General features: G+C 64.0%; 15 protein-coding genes. 8 read left to right on the top strand and 7 right to left on the bottom strand.

The features are described from left to right. Window positions 1–34: 34 nt before the first annotated feature. The 3 genes from prfB to P9236_RS28735 form a co-directional block, all read right to left on the bottom strand. A protein-coding gene (gene prfB / locus P9236_RS28745) for a peptide chain release factor 2 (protein ID WP_278077950.1) occupies window positions 35–1,166 on the bottom strand; the annotation gives its coding sequence in 2 pieces (ribosomal slippage) (window positions 35–1,099 and window positions 1,101–1,166; 1,131 coding nt in all). Between the two features lie 128 nt (window positions 1,167–1,294). Continuing rightward, window positions 1,295–3,751 carry a penicillin-binding protein 1A gene (locus P9236_RS28740; RefSeq protein WP_278077949.1) on the bottom strand — a complete coding sequence of 819 codons (2,457 nt, stop codon included), beginning with the start codon at window positions 3,749–3,751 and terminating at the stop codon, window positions 1,295–1,297. A gap of 233 nt (window positions 3,752–3,984) precedes the next feature. Continuing rightward, window positions 3,985–5,184 carry an N-acetylmuramoyl-L-alanine amidase gene (locus tag P9236_RS28735; RefSeq protein ID WP_278077948.1) on the bottom strand — a complete coding sequence of 400 codons (1,200 nt, stop codon included), beginning with the start codon at window positions 5,182–5,184 and terminating at the stop codon, window positions 3,985–3,987. A gap of 691 nt (window positions 5,185–5,875) precedes the next feature. Between P9236_RS28735 and P9236_RS28730 the strand changes: the two genes are divergently transcribed. Continuing rightward, window positions 5,876–8,830, top strand: coding sequence for an Rne/Rng family ribonuclease (locus P9236_RS28730; protein WP_278077947.1), 2,955 nt, complete (start codon window positions 5,876–5,878; stop codon window positions 8,828–8,830). 191 nt (window positions 8,831–9,021) lie between these two features. Here the strand turns inward: P9236_RS28730 and P9236_RS28725 are convergent, their stop codons facing one another. Both P9236_RS28725 and P9236_RS28720 read right to left on the bottom strand, forming a co-directional pair. Further along, the gene (locus P9236_RS28725) at window positions 9,022–9,951 is read right to left on the bottom strand and encodes a glutaminase (RefSeq protein WP_278077946.1); all 930 of its coding nucleotides are present in this window, start codon (window positions 9,949–9,951) and stop codon (window positions 9,022–9,024) included. A gap of 6 nt (window positions 9,952–9,957) precedes the next feature. Next, window positions 9,958–11,106, bottom strand: a complete 1,149-nt coding sequence (locus tag P9236_RS28720; protein WP_278077945.1) for an aminotransferase class I/II-fold pyridoxal phosphate-dependent enzyme — start codon at window positions 11,104–11,106, stop codon at window positions 9,958–9,960. A 212-nt stretch (window positions 11,107–11,318) separates the two neighbouring features. Between P9236_RS28720 and P9236_RS28715 the strand changes: the two genes are divergently transcribed. From P9236_RS28715 to aat, 6 genes are all read left to right on the top strand, one after another. Then, entirely contained in the window at window positions 11,319–12,710 is a 1,392-nt protein-coding gene (locus P9236_RS28715; protein ID WP_278077944.1) for a M48 family metalloprotease, read from the top strand. A 57-nt stretch (window positions 12,711–12,767) separates the two neighbouring features. Then, a complete protein-coding gene (locus P9236_RS28710; protein WP_278077943.1) occupies window positions 12,768–13,571 on the top strand; it encodes a DsbA family protein in 804 nt (267 codons plus the stop codon). A gap of 144 nt (window positions 13,572–13,715) precedes the next feature. After that, window positions 13,716–14,150, top strand: a complete 435-nt coding sequence (aroQ, locus tag P9236_RS28705) for a type II 3-dehydroquinate dehydratase (RefSeq protein ID WP_278077942.1) — start codon at window positions 13,716–13,718, stop codon at window positions 14,148–14,150. 26 nt (window positions 14,151–14,176) lie between these two features. Then, window positions 14,177–14,644 carry an acetyl-CoA carboxylase biotin carboxyl carrier protein gene (gene accB, locus P9236_RS28700; protein ID WP_278077941.1) on the top strand — a complete coding sequence of 156 codons (468 nt, stop codon included), beginning with the start codon at window positions 14,177–14,179 and terminating at the stop codon, window positions 14,642–14,644. Between the two features lie 19 nt (window positions 14,645–14,663). Further along, a complete protein-coding gene (gene accC, locus P9236_RS28695; protein ID WP_278077940.1) occupies window positions 14,664–16,007 on the top strand; it encodes an acetyl-CoA carboxylase biotin carboxylase subunit in 1,344 nt (447 codons plus the stop codon). A gap of 127 nt (window positions 16,008–16,134) precedes the next feature. After that, entirely contained in the window at window positions 16,135–16,752 is a 618-nt protein-coding gene (gene aat / locus P9236_RS28690; protein WP_278077939.1) for a leucyl/phenylalanyl-tRNA--protein transferase, read from the top strand. Between the two features lie 43 nt (window positions 16,753–16,795). Here the strand turns inward: aat and P9236_RS28685 are convergent, their stop codons facing one another. Then, window positions 16,796–17,359 (bottom strand): DUF2155 domain-containing protein, encoded by a 564-nt coding sequence (locus tag P9236_RS28685; RefSeq protein WP_278077938.1) that lies wholly within the window; start codon window positions 17,357–17,359, stop codon window positions 16,796–16,798. A 196-nt stretch (window positions 17,360–17,555) separates the two neighbouring features. Further along, a complete protein-coding gene (locus P9236_RS28680) occupies window positions 17,556–17,954 on the bottom strand; it encodes an NADH:ubiquinone oxidoreductase subunit NDUFA12 (protein ID WP_278077937.1) in 399 nt (132 codons plus the stop codon). Between the two features lie 324 nt (window positions 17,955–18,278). On the opposite strand from P9236_RS28680, the gene panB reads away from it, so the two are divergent. Continuing rightward, the gene (gene panB / locus P9236_RS28675) at window positions 18,279–19,118 is read left to right on the top strand and encodes a 3-methyl-2-oxobutanoate hydroxymethyltransferase (protein ID WP_278077936.1); all 840 of its coding nucleotides are present in this window, start codon (window positions 18,279–18,281) and stop codon (window positions 19,116–19,118) included. The last annotated feature ends 70 nt before the right edge of the window (window positions 19,119–19,188 follow it).

Genomic DNA, 19,188 nt, shown 5'->3' with positions numbered 1-19,188 from the left:
CGTATGGAGTGAATCTGAAATATCGCGACGCGCTTCAATCGAGGTCCGCCACCGCCTCGCCGGCGCCGCCCTCGATGCGATGCGACAGCGAGGCCTCCATGAACTCGTCGAGGTCGCCGTCGAGCACGCTTGACGGGCTGGTGTTTTCGACGCCGGTGCGTAGATCCTTCACCAACTGATAGGGCTGCAGCACATAGGAGCGGATCTGGTGGCCCCAGCCGATGTCGCTCTTCGATGCCTCGGTGGCGTTGGCGACCGCCTCGCGCTTCTTCAGCTCCTCCTCGTAGAGCCGGGAGCGCAGCATTTCCCAGGCCTTGGCCCGGTTCTTGTGCTGCGAGCGCTCGGCCTGGCAGGCGACCGCGATGCCGGTTGCGAGATGGGTGATGCGGACCGCCGAGTCGGTCGTGTTGACGTGCTGGCCGCCCGAGCCGGAGGAACGATAGGTGTCGATGCGCACGTCGGATTCCGAGACATTGATCTCGATCGAATCGTCAATTACCGGATAGACCCAGACGCTGGCGAACGAGGTGTGGCGGCGGGCATTGCTGTCGTAAGGCGAGATGCGCACCAGCCGATGGACGCCCGATTCCGTCTTCAGCCAACCATAAGCGTTGTGGCCCTTGATCAGCACGGTGGCCGACTTGATGCCGGCCTCCTCGCCATCGTGGACTTCCAGCACTTCGACCTTGAAGCGACGCCGTTCGGCCCAGCGCGTGTACATGCGCAGAAGCATCGAGGCCCAGTCCTGGCTCTCGGTGCCGCCGGCGCCGGCATGGATTTCGAGATAGGTGTCGTTGGCGTCGGCTTCGCCCGAGAGCAGCGTCTCGACCTGGCGGGCCTTGGCCTCGCCCTGCATGGAGCGCAGCGCGGCTTCGGCTTCGGCGACGACGCCTTCGTCGCCCTCTTCCTCGCCAAGCTCGATCAGGCCGATATTATCCTCGAGCGCCTGGGTCAGCCCCTTGACCGCCCCAATGCCTTCCTCGAGGCCCTGGCGCTCCCGCATCAGCTTCTGCGCTTCGATGGGGTCGTTCCAGAGGCTGGAATCCTCGGCGCGCGAGTTCAGGTATTCAAGCCGCTTTATGGCCTGATCCCAGTCAAAGATGCCTCCTCAGCAGGGTTATCGCCTGCCTGATCTCGTCGACAATGTTCTGCGTTTCCGCGCGCATGGGTCTTCGTTCTGTCCTGTGCTTCTCGTTCTGTTCGGAATCGGCGCGATACATAGGCACGGCACCGCCGCCTGTAAAGCGAAATGGGCCGGCGTCGACGCGCCAGCCCATTCCAGAATTCTGAAATTCTAGTAGAGGCCGCCGCCGCCGTCCTGGATGGCCTGGTTGGCCTGCGGCGACAAGGCACCGCCGGCGCCGTTGGAACCGTCCGCGCCCATGCCGATGACCCAGTAGCTGTCGGCCGGACCGGTGCCGGGCTTGAACGCCTCGATGATGGTGTTGGGATCGCCCTCGGCTGCGCGCATGCCGGTCTTGCGGTTGATGGCGATCAGCTTCATGCCTTCCGGAACCTGGAAGTCGACATTGGGCGTGCCGTCGAGAGCGACGCGCATGAAGTCCTTGAAGATCGGCGCGGCGAGACCACCACCCGTGGCGCCCTTGCCGAGGCCGCGCGGCGTGTCGTAGCCCATATAGAGACCGACGACGAGGTTCGGCGTGAAGCCGATGAACCAGGCGTCCTTCTCGTCATTGGTCGTGCCGGTCTTGCCGGCGATGTGGCGGCCAAGCTCGGCGATGGTGGCGCCGGTGCCGCGCTGCACGACGCCTTCCATCATCGAGGTGATCTGGTAGGCGGTCATCGGATCGAGCACCTGCTCGGAATTGTCGACCAGCTCCGGCTCGGGCTGGTTCTTCCATTCGGTGGCGTTGCAGCCCTCGCAGCCGCGTTCGTCCTGCTTGAAGACGGTCTTGCCATAGCGATCCTGGATGCGGTCGATCAGCGACGGTTTGATCGACTTGCCGCCATTGGCCATGATCGAATAGGCCGACACCATGCGCATGACGGTCGTCTCGCCGGAGCCCAGCGCCATTGGCAGGTACGGCGCGAGATGATCGTAGACGCCGAAGCGCTCGGCGTACTCGACGACCAGCTTCATGCCCATGTCGTTGGCCAGCCGTACGGTCATCAGATTGCGCGACTTCTCGATGCCCGAACGCAAGGTGGCGGGGCCGGCGACCGTGCCGTCATAGTTCTTCGGCGTCCAGGTCGTGTTGCCGCTCTGGATGGTGATCGGGCCGTCCATGATCACGGATGCCGGCGTGTAGCCGTTGTCGAGCGCCGCCGAATAGACGATCGGCTTGAACGAGGAGCCCGGCTGGCGCATCGCCTGCGTCGCACGATTGAATTCCGACTGCGCGTAGGAGAAGCCGCCGACCATGGCCAGCACTCGCCCGGTATGCGGGTCCATGGCAACCAAGCCGCCTTCCACCTCGGGCACCTGGCGCAGGCTGTAGGCATTGTCCGAGCCGTCGTTTTTCTGCACGAAGATGACGTCGCCCGGCTCCAGCACTTCCGCCGGAGATTTCGCCCTGACGGACTTTCCGTTGACGAAATGGCGCATGGCGAAGCCCATATCGTCCTTGCTGACGGTTCCCTCGACACGGTCCTTGACGAGGTCGCCGGAGACCTGACGCGCCGGCTGAATGCCGATGGTCAATCCGTCGGCCGAACTGTCAAGCACGACGGCCAGCGTCCATTCCGGCACGTCCTCCAGCCCCTTGACTGCACCGAGCGGAACGCCCCAGTCGCCGGAAATGTCGATATGGGTCACCGGTCCGCGATAGCCGCGCAGCATGTCGTATTTCAGCAACCCGTTCTGCATCGATTTGCGGGCGATCAGCTGGATCTTCGGGTCGAGCGTCGTGCGCACCGACAGGCCACCCTCGTAGAGCGCGTTCTCACCGTAGCGGGCGATGATCTGGCGGCGCACCTCCTCGGTGAAAAATTCGCCCGCGAACAGATAGGAGCCGTTGCGGCGCGGCTTAACGCCGAGCGGCTCGGCCTTGGCCTTCTCGCCCTCGTCATGGCTGACGTAACCGTTCGCGACCATCTGGTCGATGACCCAGTTGCGGCGCTCGAGCGCGCGGTCGGCATGCTTGAACGGATGGTAGTTGTTGGGGCCCTTGGGCAGCGAAGCGAGGTAAGCGGCCTCGGCGACGGTGAGCTCATTGACCGACTTGTCGAAATAGGTGAGCGCGGCGCCGGCGACACCATAGGCGCCGAATCCGAAGAATATCTCGTTGAGGTAGAGTTCGAGGATGCGGTCCTTCGAATAGGCCTGCTCGATGCGGAAGGCCAGGATCATCTCCTTGATCTTGCGCTCGTAGGTCTGGTCGGCGGTAAGCAGGAAGTTCTTCGCCACCTGCTGCGTGATCGTCGAGGCGCCGACCTGACGCCTGCCGGAGCCGAAATTCTGCAGGTTGACGATGATTGCGCGACCAAGGCCGGTGATGTCGATGCCGGGGTGGTTGTAGAAGTTCTTGTCCTCGGCCGACATGAAGGCTGCCTTGACGCGATCCGGGATCGCCTGGATCGGCAGATAGAGGCGCCGCTCGCGCGCATACTCAGCCATCAGCGAGCCGTCGGACGCATGGATGCGCGTCGTCACCGGCGGCTCGTATTTGGCCAGGACTTCGTAGTCGGGCAGATCCTTCGTCAGATGGCCGATGTAGATGGCCAGGCCGGCAGCGACCAGCAGCGCCAGCGTCGTGCCGATGCCGAAGAAATAGCCGATGAGACGAATCATGCCCGCTCCAGTCACAGGTTCGGGATTTTCCTAGACGAAGCCAACAGTCGCGCAAGCTTCCCGGGGCGGTTCCCAATCCGCAATGAAAAACCCATGTCGCCACCATGTGGACAAAATACGGCAGCGCCAAATTTCAGGACTCGGTCCGACAAACAATAACGCCACGTGTTGTCGTCGCGCAACGCCGCTTGTGGTTGTGGAACGGCTTGTGGTTGTGGGCGGGTGCAGTCCCGTCAGCCGCCAGCCCGGGCTCCGGCCTTCGCCGCGGCGAACAGTGCGACGGCATTGGTTATGCTCTGGGCCGCCTTGCCGCGCCAGTCGGCGCTGAGCAGCTGCGCCTCGTCCTTGCTGTTGGACAGATAGCCAAGCTCGACCAGCACGGAGGGAACGTCAGGCGCCTTCAGCACCTTGAAGCCCGCCGAGCGCTGCGGATTGTTGATCAGTCCGACACTGGTCGACAGCTGGCCGACCAGCATGTGGGCAAAACTCATCGAGAAGCCGTGCGTCTCGCGGCGGATCAGGTCGATCAAGATGTCGGTGACGTCCTTGTTGTCGTCCTCGATCTTCATGCCGGCGAACTGGTCAGACAGGTTTTCGCGGTCGGCTTGCGCCTGAGCCTGGGGATCGGAAGCCTTGTCGGAGAATGTATAGACCGTGGCGCCCCGGAGGCCCTTCACGGCGATCGTATCGGCATGGATGGAGATCAAAAGATCCGCCTCATGCTGGCGGGCGATGCGCACGCGCTCGTCGAGCGGCAGGTACGTGTCGTTGTCCCGCGTCATAAACACATCATAGCTGCCGACCGCGGCCAGCTTGTCGCGCAACTCAGCGGCGAAGGCGAGCGTGACGTTTTTCTCAACCGTGCCGCCAGGGCTCTCCGCGCCGCCGTCGACGCCACCGTGGCCAGGATCGATGACGACCGTGAAACGGTGACCCGGTGCGGAGACCGGCCCCGTGCCGACGCGGCCGCCCTTGTCGGTGGAAACGGTCGAGCCGGTCGTCAGCGACTGGTTGGCGAGGGCTTCGTCGAATTCCCGTGCCGATGCGGCCGACATGTCGATGGCGATGCGATAGCCACTTCCGTCGTCATTCTTCAGCACGTCAAGCTTGTCGACGACGAAAGGCCCCTTGCCCGTGAGGATCAGCCGCGAGCCTTTGCCCTGATCGCCGTAGCGAACGGCGCGGACGAGCCCGCGCGGCTTCACATCCTTGGCGTTGAGAGCGAATCGCGTGCGCGGCAGGTCGACGACAAGGCGGTTGGGGCCGCGCAGCAGGAACCACTTCACGTCCGGTTCGCGGTCGAAGGTCACGACGATGCGCATCCTGGTGGCGTCGCCGGCCATCTTGTAGCCGGTTGCGCCAAGCAGCCCATCGGCCCGCGCGGCGGCGGTCAGGCCAAGCAGGACCGCCAGCAGGAAAAGGGTTCTTGCCATCTGTCGGAGATGGCCGGCGGCGCCTCGCCACTTGTCTGCGGTGCCTGCCAGTCCCATCTCTTGTCCGTCGCTCCCGGTTTGGCGCCATGCGCCGGGTCGTTTCGCAGAAGGGCCTGTCTGGCCGCCAACTCGATTAACGATTGGTATCCAGAGAAGGTTAACCAAGCCTTTTCATGCAGCGGTGGAGCGCAACCTTCCCCAACGGAAGCGCTTTTTGCCGGCATCCGAAATCAGGGTTGCCTTCCACCCCGCCAAATCATAAAAGCGACATTGGATCACTGCAATCCTGGAACCGCCCGCCTCTGCATTTCCCCCAAGGGTAAGATATGAAGGCGCTTCCGGGTTTCAGGTGATCGCGACGATTTTCGTAGGCGCACTCCCGTGGCGGGGGATCGCTTGCGCGATGAAAACGGCCGGGATGTCCCGTGCCGGCTCTGTATGAGCAAACAAGCTGGTCCGGTTAAGCCCGGGCTTTGGTTCAAAAGGTTCTGCTGGGTGCCGATGGCTTCAAGCGCAATCATGGAAAGGTCCGCATCGAACCGCGCCATTGTGGCTGCGGGCGGCACCGCCATCGCGTTGAAGCAGCGGCCGGCGGACATTCAATTATCCGGCATCCACACATATTCAGGCACACAGCGGCGGGGTATGCCTCGCCAGCTGCGGCTGATGGCTGCCGGGAGGAAACGAAATAATGCCCAACAAGATGCTGATAGACGCCTCCCACCCGGAGGAAACACGCGTTGTTGTCGTTCGCGGTAACCGCATCGAAGAATTCGACTTTGAATCCCAGGACAAGAAGCAGCTCAAAGGAAACATCTATCTCGCCCGCGTAACCCGCGTCGAACCTTCCCTCCAGGCAGCCTTTGTCGAATATGGCGGCAACCGTCACGGTTTTCTCGCCTTCAGTGAAATTCACCCCGACTACTACCAGATCCCGGTCGCCGATCGTCAGGCACTGCTGCGCGCCGAAGCGCAGGAGGCCGAGGACGAAGACGACGAGGAGGTCGAGGCTGGCGAGGAACAGCAGGCGCGCGATCGCGGCAGCCGCCGCAGCCGCCGGCGCGGCGGCAAGAATCGCGACCGCGCCGAGCAGAAGCGCGGTGCTGAGGCTGCCGGTTCCGAGGAAATCGGCGAAAACGCCGTGGAGACCGCGGCTTCGGGCGATTCCAACAATGCGCCCGGCGATGCGGCCGATGCCCCGACGGAGACCGCCGAAACAGTCTCCGAGACCGTCGAGGCCGTGACCGAGGCATCTGACGAAGAGGGGAACAAGGCTCCCGAGGCCAGCAGCAGCGAGACCGCCGAAAGCGAAGCCGTCGAGCACACGGATGACAAGCCGTCCGAGGGCGGCCCCACCTCGATGGCTGCGAGTGTCGACGCGGACGTGATTTCGGAAGCGGTGCCGCAGGCCGAATCCGACAGCGAGGTCGCTCCTGCCAGCGAAGCCGCCCCTAGCGACAACGATCGCGGCATGCTCGAAGAGGTGCAGTCGGCGCACTCCGACGAGCACGAGATCGAATCCGTCGGCGCCGAGGATGCGCTGGAAGAGGTCCGCAACCGCCGTAAGCCGGTCCGCCGCCAGTACAAGATCCAGGAGGTCATCAAGCGCCGCCAGATCCTGCTGGTCCAGGTCGTCAAGGAAGAGCGCGGCAACAAGGGTGCGGCGCTGACCACCTACCTCTCGCTCGCGGGCCGCTACTCGGTGCTGATGCCCAACACCGCGCGTGGCGGCGGCATCTCGCGCAAGATCACCAACGCCCAGGACCGCAAGCGGCTGAAGGAGGTCGTCGCCGACCTCGAAGTGCCGCAGGGCATGGGCGTCATCCTGCGCACCGCCGGCGAAAGCCGCACCAAGGCCGAGATCAAGCGCGACTACGAATATCTGATGCGGCTGTGGGAAAACGTCCGCAGCCTGACGCTGCAGTCCACGGCCCCTGCCCTGGTCTATGAGGAAGGCAGCCTGATCAAGCGCTCGGTGCGCGACCTCTACAACAAGGATATCGACGAAATCCTGGTCTCCGGCGAGGACGGCTATCGCGAGGCCAAGGACTTCATGCGCATGCTGATGCCGAGCCACGCCAAGGTGGTGCAGCCTTACCGTGACACCACGCCGATCTTCGTGCGCAACGGCATCGAGGCGCAGCTCGACCGCATGCTGCAGCCGCAGGTGACGCTGAAGAGCGGCGGCTACATCATCATCAACCAGACCGAGGCGCTGGTCTCGATCGACGTCAACTCCGGCCGCTCCACCAAGGAGCATTCGATCGAGGACACCGCGCTCCACACCAATCTGGAGGCTGCGGAGGAAGTTGCCCGGCAGCTCAGGCTGCGCGACCTTGCCGGCCTCATCGTCATCGACTTCATCGACATGGAGGAGAACCGCAACAACCGCTCCGTCGAGAAGCGGCTGAAGGATCACCTCAAGAACGATCGCGCCCGCATCCAGGTCGGCCGCATCTCGCATTTCGGCCTGATGGAGATGTCGCGCCAGCGCATCCGCGCCAGCGTGCTGGAATCGACGATGAAGCCTTGCCCGCATTGCGGCGGCACCGGCCACGTGCGCTCGGACTCTTCTGTGGCGCTGATGGTGGTGCGGGCGATCGAGGAATTCCTGCTCAAGGATTCGCGCAGCCACATCACCGTGCGCACGCCTGCCGCCACCGCGCTCTATGTGCTCAACCACAAGCGCGCCAACCTGGTCGAGCTCGAGGCCCGGTTCGGCCTGACCATCACGCTCGAAGCCGACGAGACGCTGGGCGCGCAACACTACGCGATCTTCCGCGGCGCCGTGGCGGAGAAGCCGGAAGGTTTCGTCGAGGTGCGCAGCCTGCCGACCTATGTCGAGCCGGAGGAACCCGAGGACGAGATCGTCGTCGAGGAGGAAGAAGAGGTTTCGATCCAGGCCGAACAACCGCGCCACCCGCAGCAGGGACAGCAGCGATCCGAGGACGGAGAAGGCGGCCGCAAGCGCCGCAAGCGGCGGCGGCGGCGCGGCGGCAAGGATCGCGATCGCGAGCACCAGGCCCATGGCGATGCCGTTTCGGCCCCAGCGCCGGCGGATGCAGCCGCGGCGTCAGGCGAAGCAACGGCCGAGGTAACGGCTGAAGCACCGGCCGGCGCGGAAGCGGCCGAAGAGGATCACGGCAAGAAGCGCCGTCGCGGCAAGCGTGGCGGCAAGCGCAATCGCCGTGAGGAAGGCGAAACCGGGGCCGATGCCAGCGCCGGCGATGGTTTCGAAGGCGGCGAAGCGGAAGTCGAAGCTCCCGAAGGCGCGCCGCCGGTCGCAGCGGCCGAAGAGCAGGCCGCGCCCTCGCCCGCCAATGACGATGCCCCGGAGACGGAGAAGCCGAAGAAGCCGCGCCGTGCTTCGCGATCAAAGAAGGCTGCCGAGGAAAAGGTGGCCGAGACCACTCGCGAGCCGGTCGAGGAGACCGCCGCGCCTGAGGTTGCCGAACCGGAACTGGCAGCAGCCGCTTCCATGCCGAGCGAGGCCGAGCCGCCCGCCAATGCGCACCCGACGCGGCGCAAGCCCCAGTCGATCGACGCGCCGGTCGTTCCCATCGTTTCGTCCAACGTCTCCGAGGAGGCCAAGGCCGAAGAAAAGCCGAAGCGCGCCGGCTGGTGGCAGCGGAAAGGCTTTTTCTAGAATTTTTCAGTCGACCAGGCTGATCTTTTAACAAAAATCCCGCGCCACCCCGGCGCGGGATTTTTGTTTTCGATGCGTTTCGATTTCTGATGCCGAACCCTTAGGGCGCGTCGCGGATCCACGCGCGCCGCGCCTTAAGCTTTTGTCTTGATGCTTCTCCGCTGCGCATTTTTTGGGCGACATGCATTGGCTCAAGGCGCGAAGATCGACCAGTTCATCATCCTGGCTAGCTTCTCCAGCGCGATGGAGCCGAGCTTGGAGTTGCCGTACTCGTTGAGGCCTGGCGACCAAACGGCGAGCGAAGCCACGCCCGGCACGATCCCGAGAATGCCGCCGCCGACGCCGCTCTTTCCCGGAATGCCGACGCGGAAGGCGAAATCGCCGGAGCCGTCATAGTGGCCGCAGGTCAGCATCAGCGCGCCGATGCGGCGTGCGCGCTCGCCGGACACCACCGAATGGCCGGTTGCCGGATTCTTGCCGCCATTGGCAAGAAAGCGGCCGGCCATGGCGAGCTGCCGGCAGCTCATCGCAATGGCGCAATGGTGGAAGTAGACGCCGAGCGCCAGCTCCGGCTCGTGATGGAGATTGCCGAAGGATTTCATGTAGTTGGCCAGAGCGAAGTTGCGGTAGCCGGTGGCGCGCTCGGAGGCCGCGACCTCGCGGTCGATGATGATGGTGTCGTCGTCGGCCAGGAACTGGACGAAGCGCAGGATTTCGCCGATCGCCTCGCGCGGCTGATGGCCGGCTAGCAGGACGTCGGAAACGACGATGGCGCCGGCGTTGATGAACGGATTGCGCGGAATGCCGTTCTCATGCTCGAGCTGGACGATCGAATTGAACGGATTGCCGGACGGCTCGCGGCCGACGCGATGCCAGAGCGCATCGCCAACTTTGCCCAGCGCCAACGTCAGGGTGAACACCTTCGAGACGCTCTGGACGGAAAACGGCTGATCGGCGTCGCCGGCAAGGATGACGTGGCCGTCATTGGTCACCGCGGCAATGCCGAATTTCTTCGGATCGACCTTGCCGAGCTGCGGGATGTAGGTGGCGACATCGCCGCGATCAGTACGCTCCGCCATTTCGGCGGCCACCTCGGCCAGCGCTTGCTCGAGTTCCGGCATGGCTTTCTATTTCAGCCAGCGTTCGATGCGCGCCAGCGCCTCGGCCATGTCGTCGTGGCTGCCGGCATAGGAAAAGCGCATGGTGCGGTGACCCTGCAGCGGGTCGAAGTCGCGGCCCGGCGTAGCCGCCACATGCGCCTCGGCCAGCATCCTGCGCGCGAAGGCCATGCTGTCATTGGTGTGCCGGGTGACGTCGCAGAAGGCATAGAAGGCCCCGTCCATGGGAGCCGCTAGCGCAAAGCCGAGCTCCGGCAGGCGCTTCATCAAAAGGTCGCGGTTCCAGGCATAGCGCGCCTTCACCGCTTCCAGTTCCTCGGTTGCCTTGAACGCCTCGATCGCCGCGACCTGCGACAATTCCGGCGGCGAGATGTAGAGGCTCTGGGCGATGCGCTCGACCGGCCGCACCAGTTCCTCCGGCAGCACCATCCAGCCGATGCGCCAGCCGGTCATGCAGTAGTATTTCGAAAAGGAGTTGATCACCGTCACGCCGGCGCCATGGGCGAGCGCCGTGACATCGGGCGCGGCATAAGCCAGACGATGGTAGATCTCGTCCGATATCACCGCGATGCCGAGCTCGTCGGCGGTCTTCACCAGCGCGGAAAGCTCGTCGGCCGGAATGACCGCTCCGGTCGGATTGGCGGGGCTGGCGAACAGCACGCCTTTCAGCGGTTTTTCGCGATGCGCGGCCTTCAGGTGGTCGGCATGCAGATAGGCGTCCGAGCCAAGCTCGATCTCGACGATCTCGATGCCGAGCGCGGCCATGATGTTGCGGTAGGCCGGATAGCCGGGCGCGGCGATGGCGACGCGGTCGCCCGGATCGAACATCGCCAGGAAAGCAAGGTTGAAGGCGGCGGACGAGCCCGTGGTCACGGCGATGCGGCCAGGTGCGACATCGATCCCGTAGTGCTCGCCATAGTGCTCGGCGATCGCCTTGCGCAGCTCAGCCAGCCCCAAAGCGTCGGTGTAGCCGATGCGGCCATGTTTGAGCGCAAGAGCCGCAGCCTCACGGACTCCGGCCGGCGCGGGGTCCGACGGCTGGCCGACCGCCATCGACACCACGGGAATGCCGGTAGCCTTCAGCCGGTTGGCTTCGGCCAGAATATCCATGGCATGAAACGGCTCGACCTCGCCGCGGCGTGAAAGCGAAACGACCATTTGACCTCTCGTCCAGCCTGCCTTTTTTGTGGAGCAATTCCGCGTGGAAAACCGCTGCGCGGTTTCTGGAATTGCCGCAGTTCGGCGGCAGCGCCGCACAAATGCCCGATTGATGTGGGGATCACAAGCGCGCAGGAAGTTATCGGCGCCGACTTTTCATCCTTCGCCCGCTCGTCTACCAGTGGACCTGTCATGTTGAGCCGACCCGAACGATGATTGGCAAATCGACCGCAATAAAGCGAACCGCGCGTGGATTCGCGACACTTCTGCTTGCTGCCGCAGTCGCGGTATCGACTTCCGTGAATGCCTTCGCACAAGGCGTTCCGGTGGTGCGCGACGCCGAGATCGAAGCGCTGGTGCGTGACTATGCCCGGCCGATCTTCAAGGCGGCAGACCTCGCCAATGACGGCATCGACATCGTTCTCGTCAATGATTCGAGCTTCAACGCCTTTGTCACCGGCCGCCGCCTGTTCATCAACACCGGCGCGCTGGTGACGGCCGAAACGCCGAACGAGATCATCGGCGTTATCGCGCACGAAGCCGGCCATATCGCCGGCGGCCATCAGCAGAAGCTGCGCGACCAGCTCGACCGCGCCAAGACGATGGCCATCATCGCCACGCTGCTCGGCGCCGGAGCGATGGTCGCCGGCGCCACGACCAACAGCCGCGGCCTTGCCGGCGCAGGCATAGGCGTCGCCGCCGGCGGCGGCGAGATGGCGCAGCGCATCATCCTTGCCTATCAGCGAGGCGAAGAGATCACCGCCGACCGCTCGGCGATCACCTATCTCAACGCCACCGGCCAGTCTGGCATGGGCATGCTGAAGACCTTCTCCCGCTTCCAGAGCGCGCTTTCGCTGTCAGGCACCCAGCTCGATCCCTACCGGATCAGCCATCCGATGCCGCAGGAGCGCATCGCCAACCTCGAAGTGCTGGTCAAGGCGAGTCCATACGTCAACCAAGTCGACCCACCGGCGCTGCAACAGCGGCACGACATGATGCGCATCAAGATCGCCGCCTACATGCAGGGCCAGGCGGCCGTGGCGCGGCTGATGCGCAAAAACCCGACCAGCCTCGCCTCGCGCTATGGCGACGCGCAGCAGACATATCTCTACGGCAATCCGGGCGCAGCGCTGACCAAGACGGCGGCGCTGATCAAGGAGCAGCCGAAGAACCCGTATTTCCAGGAATTGCGCGGCGACATCCTGATGAAGGTCAACAAGCCCAAGGATGCCGCGGATGCCTATGCCAAGGCCGTCAGCCTCGATCCGGCGCGATCCGGTTTGCTGATGGTCTCGCTCGGCCAGGCGTTGATGGCGGTCGGCACGCCGGATTCGATCAAGAAGGCGGTGACCCAGCTCAACAACGGGATCGGCCGCGACAAGGAAAATGCGGAAGCCTACCGCTATCTGGCGCAAGCCTATGGCGAATTGGGGCAAATACCGGCCGCCGATCTTGCGACGGCGGAAGGCCATTACTATTCGGCCGACTACAAGAATGCGAAGATTTTTGCCATGCGCGCTCAGCAGAAGTTGAAGCGCGGCGAGCCTGGCTGGCTTCGCGCGCAGGATATCATAAACTACACGCCATCGAACAAGCTCAAATGAACCTCCTGGCCGTGCGCGGCGACTAGAGTGGCCAGGGACAGGCAGAAGGAAATGATCATGAACAAGGCAATCCTGCTCGGCAGCGCCGGCGTAGCGGTAGCGCTCGGCATGCTGGCATTCGGCTTCGTGGCAGGAAGCCCGCAGGCCGCGAAGGCCGATACGACGCAGGCAATCCAGGTGGCTTCCACCGACACCAAGGTCGACCGCAAGGAGGTCGAAGGCATCATCCGCGACTATCTGCTGAAGAACCCGGAGGTTCTGCTCGAGGTTCAGGACGCGCTCGAGGCCAAGCAGAAGGAGGAGCAGCGGCTCGCCGCGCTCGGCGTCATCAAGAACGCGAAGGACGAGATCTTCAACTCCACTTTCGACGGCGTCGTCGGCAACCCGAAGGGCAAGGTCACCATCGTCGAGTTCTACGATTACAATTGCGGCTTCTGCAAACGCGCCATCGAAGACATGAAGGCGCTGACCAAGGCCGACCCGGACCTGCGCTTCGTTCTCAAGGAATTCCCGATCCTTAGCCCGGATTCACAGAAGGCCAGCATCGTGTCGATGGCCTTTCACCTGATGATGCCGGAGAAGTACGGCGAATTCCACACCGCGTTGCTTGGCGGCCAGGGCCGCGCCACCGAGGCGACCGCCATGAAGGTCGCGCTTTCGCTCGGGGCCGACGAGGCGAAGCTGCGCGAGAAGATGAAGGATCCGAGCATCAACGAGGCGCTCTCGCGGACCTACGACCTCGCCACCAAGCTGTCGATCACCGGCACGCCGTCCTATGTCGTCGGCAATGAGGTGGTGTTCGGCGCGCTTGGGCAGCAGGTCCTGGCGGAAAAGATCGAAGAGGCCAAGAGCGCGCTCTGAGCTGTCGCGGGCTGCGCCAACAGGCGGTTTTCCGCCTGTTGTGGACAGCGAAAGAACGCACTTGCGCTCTTTTCGCGGGCGGCTATGCCCATTATAGAGGTCCGGCGCGCCGGCTTGGGGCCGGCGTCGAAGAAGGTCGGCATTTTGAAAACGATATTCGTCCTCAACGGTCCCAACCTCAATGCACTCGGCAAGCGCGAGCCGGGGATTTATGGCGGCAAGACGCTTGCCGCCATCGCGGAGGATTGCAAGGCCGCCGGCGCGGCGCTCGGGCTCGAGATCGATTTTCGCCAGTCCAATCACGAGGGCGACCTCGTCGACTGGATCCAGGAAGCCGGCGACAAGGCTTCCGGGATCGTCATCAATCCAGGTGCCTACAGTCACACCTCGATCGCCATCCATGACGCCATCCGCGCCGTCGCGCCGTTGCCCGTTGCCGAAGTCCATCTTTCCAATATCCACGCGCGGGAGCCTTTCCGCCACGTCTCCATGGTCGCGCCGGTCGCAGTCGGCATGATCTGCGGGTTCGGGCCACTCGGCTACACGCTTGCGCTGCAGGCACTGGCGGCACGCCTGTGACCGGCTCCCAAACAGAAGGCTCGAAAATGTCGATAAAGAAGAATGGTGTTGACCAGCAGCTGATCCGCGACCTGGCGGGCATACTGAACGACACCAACCTGACCGAGATCGAGGTCGAGCTCGGCGACCTGAAGGTGCGTGTCTCGCGCCAGTCGCAGGGGGCCGTCCATGCGGTCGCCGCGCCACTTCCCGTCTCCGCACCGGTCGCAATGACGCCGGCCCAGGCGGCCGCAGCGCCTGCGGCCACAGCCGATCCTGCCAAGAACGCCGTACCCTCGCCCATGGTCGGTACCGCCTATCTGGCGCCCTCGCCCGACGCCAAGCCGTTCGTCGAGATCGGCCAGAAGGTGAAGGAAGGCCAGACGCTGCTCATCATCGAAGCGATGAAGACGATGAACCAGATTCCCTCGCCGCGCGCCGGCACGGTGACGGCGATCCTGATCGAGGACGCCCAGCCGGTCGAATACGGCATGCCGCTCGTGGTCATCGAGTAGAGCCGGGAACAGCGGAGAGATGTTCCAGAAGGTCCTCATCGCCAATCGCGGCGAAATCGCACTTAGAGTGCTGCGCGCCTGCAAAGAGCTCGGCATCCAGACGGTGGTGGTCCATTCGACGGCCGATTCCGACGCCATGCATGTGCGGCTTGCCGACGAGAGCGTCTGTATCGGTCCGCCGCCGTCGCGCGAAAGCTATCTCAACATCCACCAGATCGTCGCCGCCTGCGAGATCACCGGCGCCGACGCGGTGCATCCGGGCTACGGCTTCCTGTCGGAGAACGCCAAGTTCGCCGACATTCTCGCCGCCCACAACATCACCTTCATCGGCCCGTCGGGCGACCATATCCGCATCATGGGCGACAAGATCGAGGCCAAGCGCACGGCAAAGCGCCTCGGCATCCCTGTGGTGCCGGGTTCGGACGGCGCGATCAGCGACGAAAAGGAAGCGAAACGCGTTGCTGCCGGGATCGGCTATCCGGTGATCATCAAGGCCTCGGCCGGCGGCGGCGGCCGCGGCATGAAGGTGGCCCGCTCGGAAGCCGACCTGGAAGTCGCGCTGCAGACGGCAAGGTCGGAAGCTGGCGCCGCCTTCGGCGACGACGCCGTCTACATCGAGAAATTTCTGGAAAAGCCGCGCCATATCGAATTGCAGGTGTTCGGCGACGGCGCTGGTCGCGGCGTGCATTTCGGCGAGCGCGACTGCTCGCTGCAGCGCCGCCACCAGAAAGTCTGGGAGGAGGCCAACTCCCCCGCCCTCAATTCCGAGGAGCGCGCGCGCATCGGTGGCATCTGCGCCAAGGCGATCGCCGATCTCGGCTATTCCGGCGCCGGCACCATCGAATTCCTCTACGAGAACGGCGAGTTCTATTTCATCGAAATGAACACCCGCCTGCAGGTCGAGCATCCGGTGACGGAAGCCATCACTGGCATCGATCTCGTGCACGAGCAGATCCGTGTCGCCTCCGGCGGCGGACTGTCGGTCAGGCAGGAAGACATCAAGTTCAACGGCCACGCCATCGAATGCCGCATCAATGCCGAGGACCCACGCACCTTCACGCCATCGCCCGGCACCATCACGCATTTCCACACGCCGGGCGGCCTCGGCGTCCGCGTCGATTCCGGCGTCTATTCCGGCTACAGGATCCCCCCCTATTACGACAGCCTGATCGGCAAGCTGATCGTGCATGGGCGCAACCGCGTCGAATGCATGATGCGGCTGCGCCGAGCGCTCGACGAATTCGTCGTCGACGGCATCAAGACCACGCTGCCGCTGTTCCGCGACCTCGTCGGCAATCCGGATATCGCCAATGGCGATTACGATATCCACTGGCTCGAAAAATATCTGGCCGAGGACGATTAAAGCGCGTCGCGCTGAAGCGGATTTCAGCGACGCGCTTCAATCCTTTCGTTTGATGCATGCCGTCACCTCAAAACCGCCGCGCACTTTTGGGCGACGCGCTTTAAGGTCTTGCGGTTATAATGGCGCAATGACTCGTCCCTATGCGCCCGGCTACCGCATCCCGACCGACCTGCTGCTGAAGGCCTATGCCTCGGGCGTGTTCCCAATGGCTGAGAGCGCGACCGACCCGGAAGTGTTCTGGGTGCGGCCGGAAACGCGCGGCATCATCCCGCTCGACGGGTTCCACACGCCTCGCAGCCTGAAGAAGACGATCCGCAGGCATCTCTTCGACATCCGCTATGATTTCGATTTCGAGGCTACGATCGACGGCTGCGCCGAAAAGCGCGACGAGCGCCGCTCGACCTGGATCAACGCGCCGATCCGCGAAGCCTATGTCGAGCTCTACCGGCTGGGCCACTGCCATTCCGTCGAGGCGTGGCGCGAGGGCCGGCTGGTCGGCGGCCTCTACGGCGTGTCGCTCGGGCGCGTCTTCTTCGGCGAAAGCATGTTCGCCCGGGAAACCGACGCCTCGAAGACCTGCCTCTATTATCTCGTCGAGCGGCTTAACGAACGCCGCTTCGCGCTGCTCGATACACAATTCACCACCGAGCACCTCAAGCGCTTCGGCGCCGTCGACGTGCCACGCAGCCGGTACGAAAAGATGCTGGCCGAGGCCCTGAAGGGCGACGCGGTTTTTTTTCCTTGAGAAAACTCGTCCGGCGGACGGACGGCGCGCGGGCGCCGAAGGATCAGTTCTGGTCCGTTGTGTCGGCACCGTCCGGCGCGGGCGCTGCGTCCGTCGGCTCAGGCGCGGCGTCGGCCGGTTGCTCCTGCGCGGGTGCCTTCGGCTTGGCGGCATTCGTCTTCGGCTTGCCCGTATCGGCCTTGGCGGCGGTCGGCGGCGGCACATCGGACTTCTGCTTGCAGCCCTTCAGCCAGACGTCATAGACGGCATGCTCGACGGCGTTGAGGCCGGGGCTTTCGGCGAACATCCAGCCGGTGAAGATGCGGCGGATCTTGCGGTCGAGCGTGATCTCGTCGACCTCGACGAAGGAATCGGTCTTCGGCTGTTCCGTCTCTGGCCGTGAATAGCAGACGCGCGGCGTCACCTGTAGAGCACCGAACTGCACCGTCTCGTCAATATAGACGTCGAAGGTGATGATGCGGCCGGTGATCTTGTCGATGCCGGCGAATTCGGCGACCGGGTTGGTGATGCGGTCCGAGACTGGCGGTGCTGCCGGTGCCTGCGGGGCGGCAAACACTGCCGTCGAGGCGGCCAGAACGGAAGCTGCCGCGACCAATCCCGTCGACATTCGGCTTGGAGCCTTCGAGCGCAATTCCGGACGGAAAACCGCCGCGCACTTTTCCTGGAATTGCTCGAAGAAGCTCATGCAAGGATACCGGTGGTTGCGCCCGGGTGATTCTCTCAATCGCCCAAGGCTAGTCGTGGCTGCGATATCGGCAAGCAGCTAAACGCCAATTGTGGCGACAAAGGACCGAAGAACGCGTTTACGAGCCGGGCGTCCAGGCGTCGTAGTCGCCGGTCACCTGCGGACGGTGCTGGTTGGTCAGGATGGAACCCTGCGGGCGATAGGCGCCGGGCGTTCCGGTGAGGTTCGCCCGATGCGGCTTCTGCCACTCGCGAGCTTTGTAGCTCTCGCCCGATGGGGGCGTGTCGACGCGATGATGGATCCAGCCGTGCCAGCCCGGCGGGATTTTCGAGGCTTCGGAATAGTCGCGATAGATGACCCAGCGCCGGGTGCGGCCTTCCGAATCGATGCCGCCTTCGTAGTAGACGTTGCCGGCCTCGTCCTCGCCGACCTTCTTGCCGAAGCGCCAGGTGTGGAAGCGCGTGCCCAGCGTCTGGCTGTTCCACCAGGTGAAAAACTGCAGCAGGAAAGTCTTCATCCAGGTCCTCGTGGCGGCAGCGGCCGCGCTGTTTCCTGCTTATGGCGTCAGGTCACCGCGAAGGCAAGGGTTTTGCCGCGCCCGCGATGTAAATGCTTCGTGCGCTAAAGTGCGTCGCGCTGAAACCGATTCAGGCGACGCGCTTTGGTTTTGCTTTATGCATGTCGTTTTCCCGAAACCGCTGCACACTTTTGCGCGACATGCATTAATCGATACACGCGCGGAAGACGCGGCAGCCCTGCTTGCCAAGCGTTGCCTGTGTTTCTAAAGCTCGCACGCCCGGCAAGCGGGCGCCTGGCCCGCGCCGGTTGAGGGAGGTGAGGATTGGCCCAAGAACGGTCCACCGGCAATCGCATTGGCGCCGAAGACATTCGCCGCCGCAAGGGTGGCGTGCCGATCGTCTGCCTCACCGCCTACACCTATCCGATCGCCCGCATGCTCGATCGGCATGTCGACCTGCTTCTGGTCGGCGACAGCGTCGCCATGGTGCTGCACGGCCACGCCACGACGCTCGGCGCCTCGCTGGAGATGATGATCGCGCATGGGCAGGCGGTGATGCGCGGCTCGGCAAAAGCCTGCGTGGTCGTCGACATGCCCGCGGGCAGCTACGAAGCCTCCCCGGCGGAAGCCGTGCTCTCGGCAAGGCGCATCGTCGGCGAGACCGGCTGCCAGGCGGTGAAGCTCGAGGGGGGCGTCGACATGGCCGCGCAGATCGCGGCAATCGTCGCCGAAGGCATACCGGTAATGGGTCATATCGGCTTGCAGCCGCAATCCGTGGAAAAGGACGGCGGCTACAAGATCAAGGGCCGGACGGAGGAAAACATCGCCGCGCTTTTTCGCGATGCCGAGGCGGTCGAAAAGGCCGGCGCCTTCTCGGTGGTCATCGAGGGCACGGTGGAGTCGGTGGCGTCGGACCTCACCCGCCATATCTCGATCCCCACCATCGGCATTGGCGCCAGCGGCGACTGCGACGGCCAGATCCTGGTGATCGACGACATGATCGGCATGACCGTCCACCGCGTGCCCAAATTCGTCAAGGAATACGCAACCCTGCGCGACACCGTTTCGGACGCGGCAGCGCGCTACGCCGCCGAGGTGCGCAGCCGCGCATTTCCGGGGCCGGACCACGTCTTCTCGGCGGCATCGGACAAGGACAAGGCATGAGACTTCCTGTGTCAACCTGTTGTGAGCAAGGCGTTTGCGGCGGGGTGTTTTTGGGGATCGTAAGGGGTGC

The organism is Mesorhizobium sp. WSM4884 (assembly GCF_029625675.1).
Taxonomy (GTDB): domain Bacteria; phylum Pseudomonadota; class Alphaproteobacteria; order Rhizobiales; family Rhizobiaceae; genus Mesorhizobium.
The sequence above is the reverse complement of the archived record's forward strand: the minus strand, read 5'-3'. Positions and strand labels throughout refer to the sequence as shown.

Bases quoted from the DNA above. Each gene is read 5' to 3' on its own strand.
- P9236_RS28740 (WP_278077949.1), bottom strand. From the start codon at position 3,751: ATGATTCGTCTCATCGGCTATTTCTTCGGCATCGGCACGACGCTGGCG.
- P9236_RS28735 (WP_278077948.1), bottom strand. From the start codon at position 5,184: ATGGCAAGAACCCTTTTCCTGCTGGCGGTCCTGCTTGGCCTGACCGCC.
- P9236_RS28730 (WP_278077947.1), top strand. From the start codon at position 5,876: ATGCCCAACAAGATGCTGATAGACGCCTCCCACCCGGAGGAAACACGC.
- P9236_RS28725 (WP_278077946.1), bottom strand. From the start codon at position 9,951: ATGCCGGAACTCGAGCAAGCGCTGGCCGAGGTGGCCGCCGAAATGGCG.
- P9236_RS28720 (WP_278077945.1), bottom strand. From the start codon at position 11,106: ATGGTCGTTTCGCTTTCACGCCGCGGCGAGGTCGAGCCGTTTCATGCC.
- P9236_RS28715 (WP_278077944.1), top strand. From the start codon at position 11,319: ATGATTGGCAAATCGACCGCAATAAAGCGAACCGCGCGTGGATTCGCG.
- P9236_RS28710 (WP_278077943.1), top strand. From the start codon at position 12,768: ATGAACAAGGCAATCCTGCTCGGCAGCGCCGGCGTAGCGGTAGCGCTC.
- accB (WP_278077941.1), top strand. From the start codon at position 14,177: ATGTCGATAAAGAAGAATGGTGTTGACCAGCAGCTGATCCGCGACCTG.
- accC (WP_278077940.1), top strand. From the start codon at position 14,664: ATGTTCCAGAAGGTCCTCATCGCCAATCGCGGCGAAATCGCACTTAGA.
- aat (WP_278077939.1), top strand. From the start codon at position 16,135: ATGACTCGTCCCTATGCGCCCGGCTACCGCATCCCGACCGACCTGCTG.
- P9236_RS28685 (WP_278077938.1), bottom strand. From the start codon at position 17,359: ATGTCGACGGGATTGGTCGCGGCAGCTTCCGTTCTGGCCGCCTCGACG.
- P9236_RS28680 (WP_278077937.1), bottom strand. From the start codon at position 17,954: ATGAAGACTTTCCTGCTGCAGTTTTTCACCTGGTGGAACAGCCAGACG.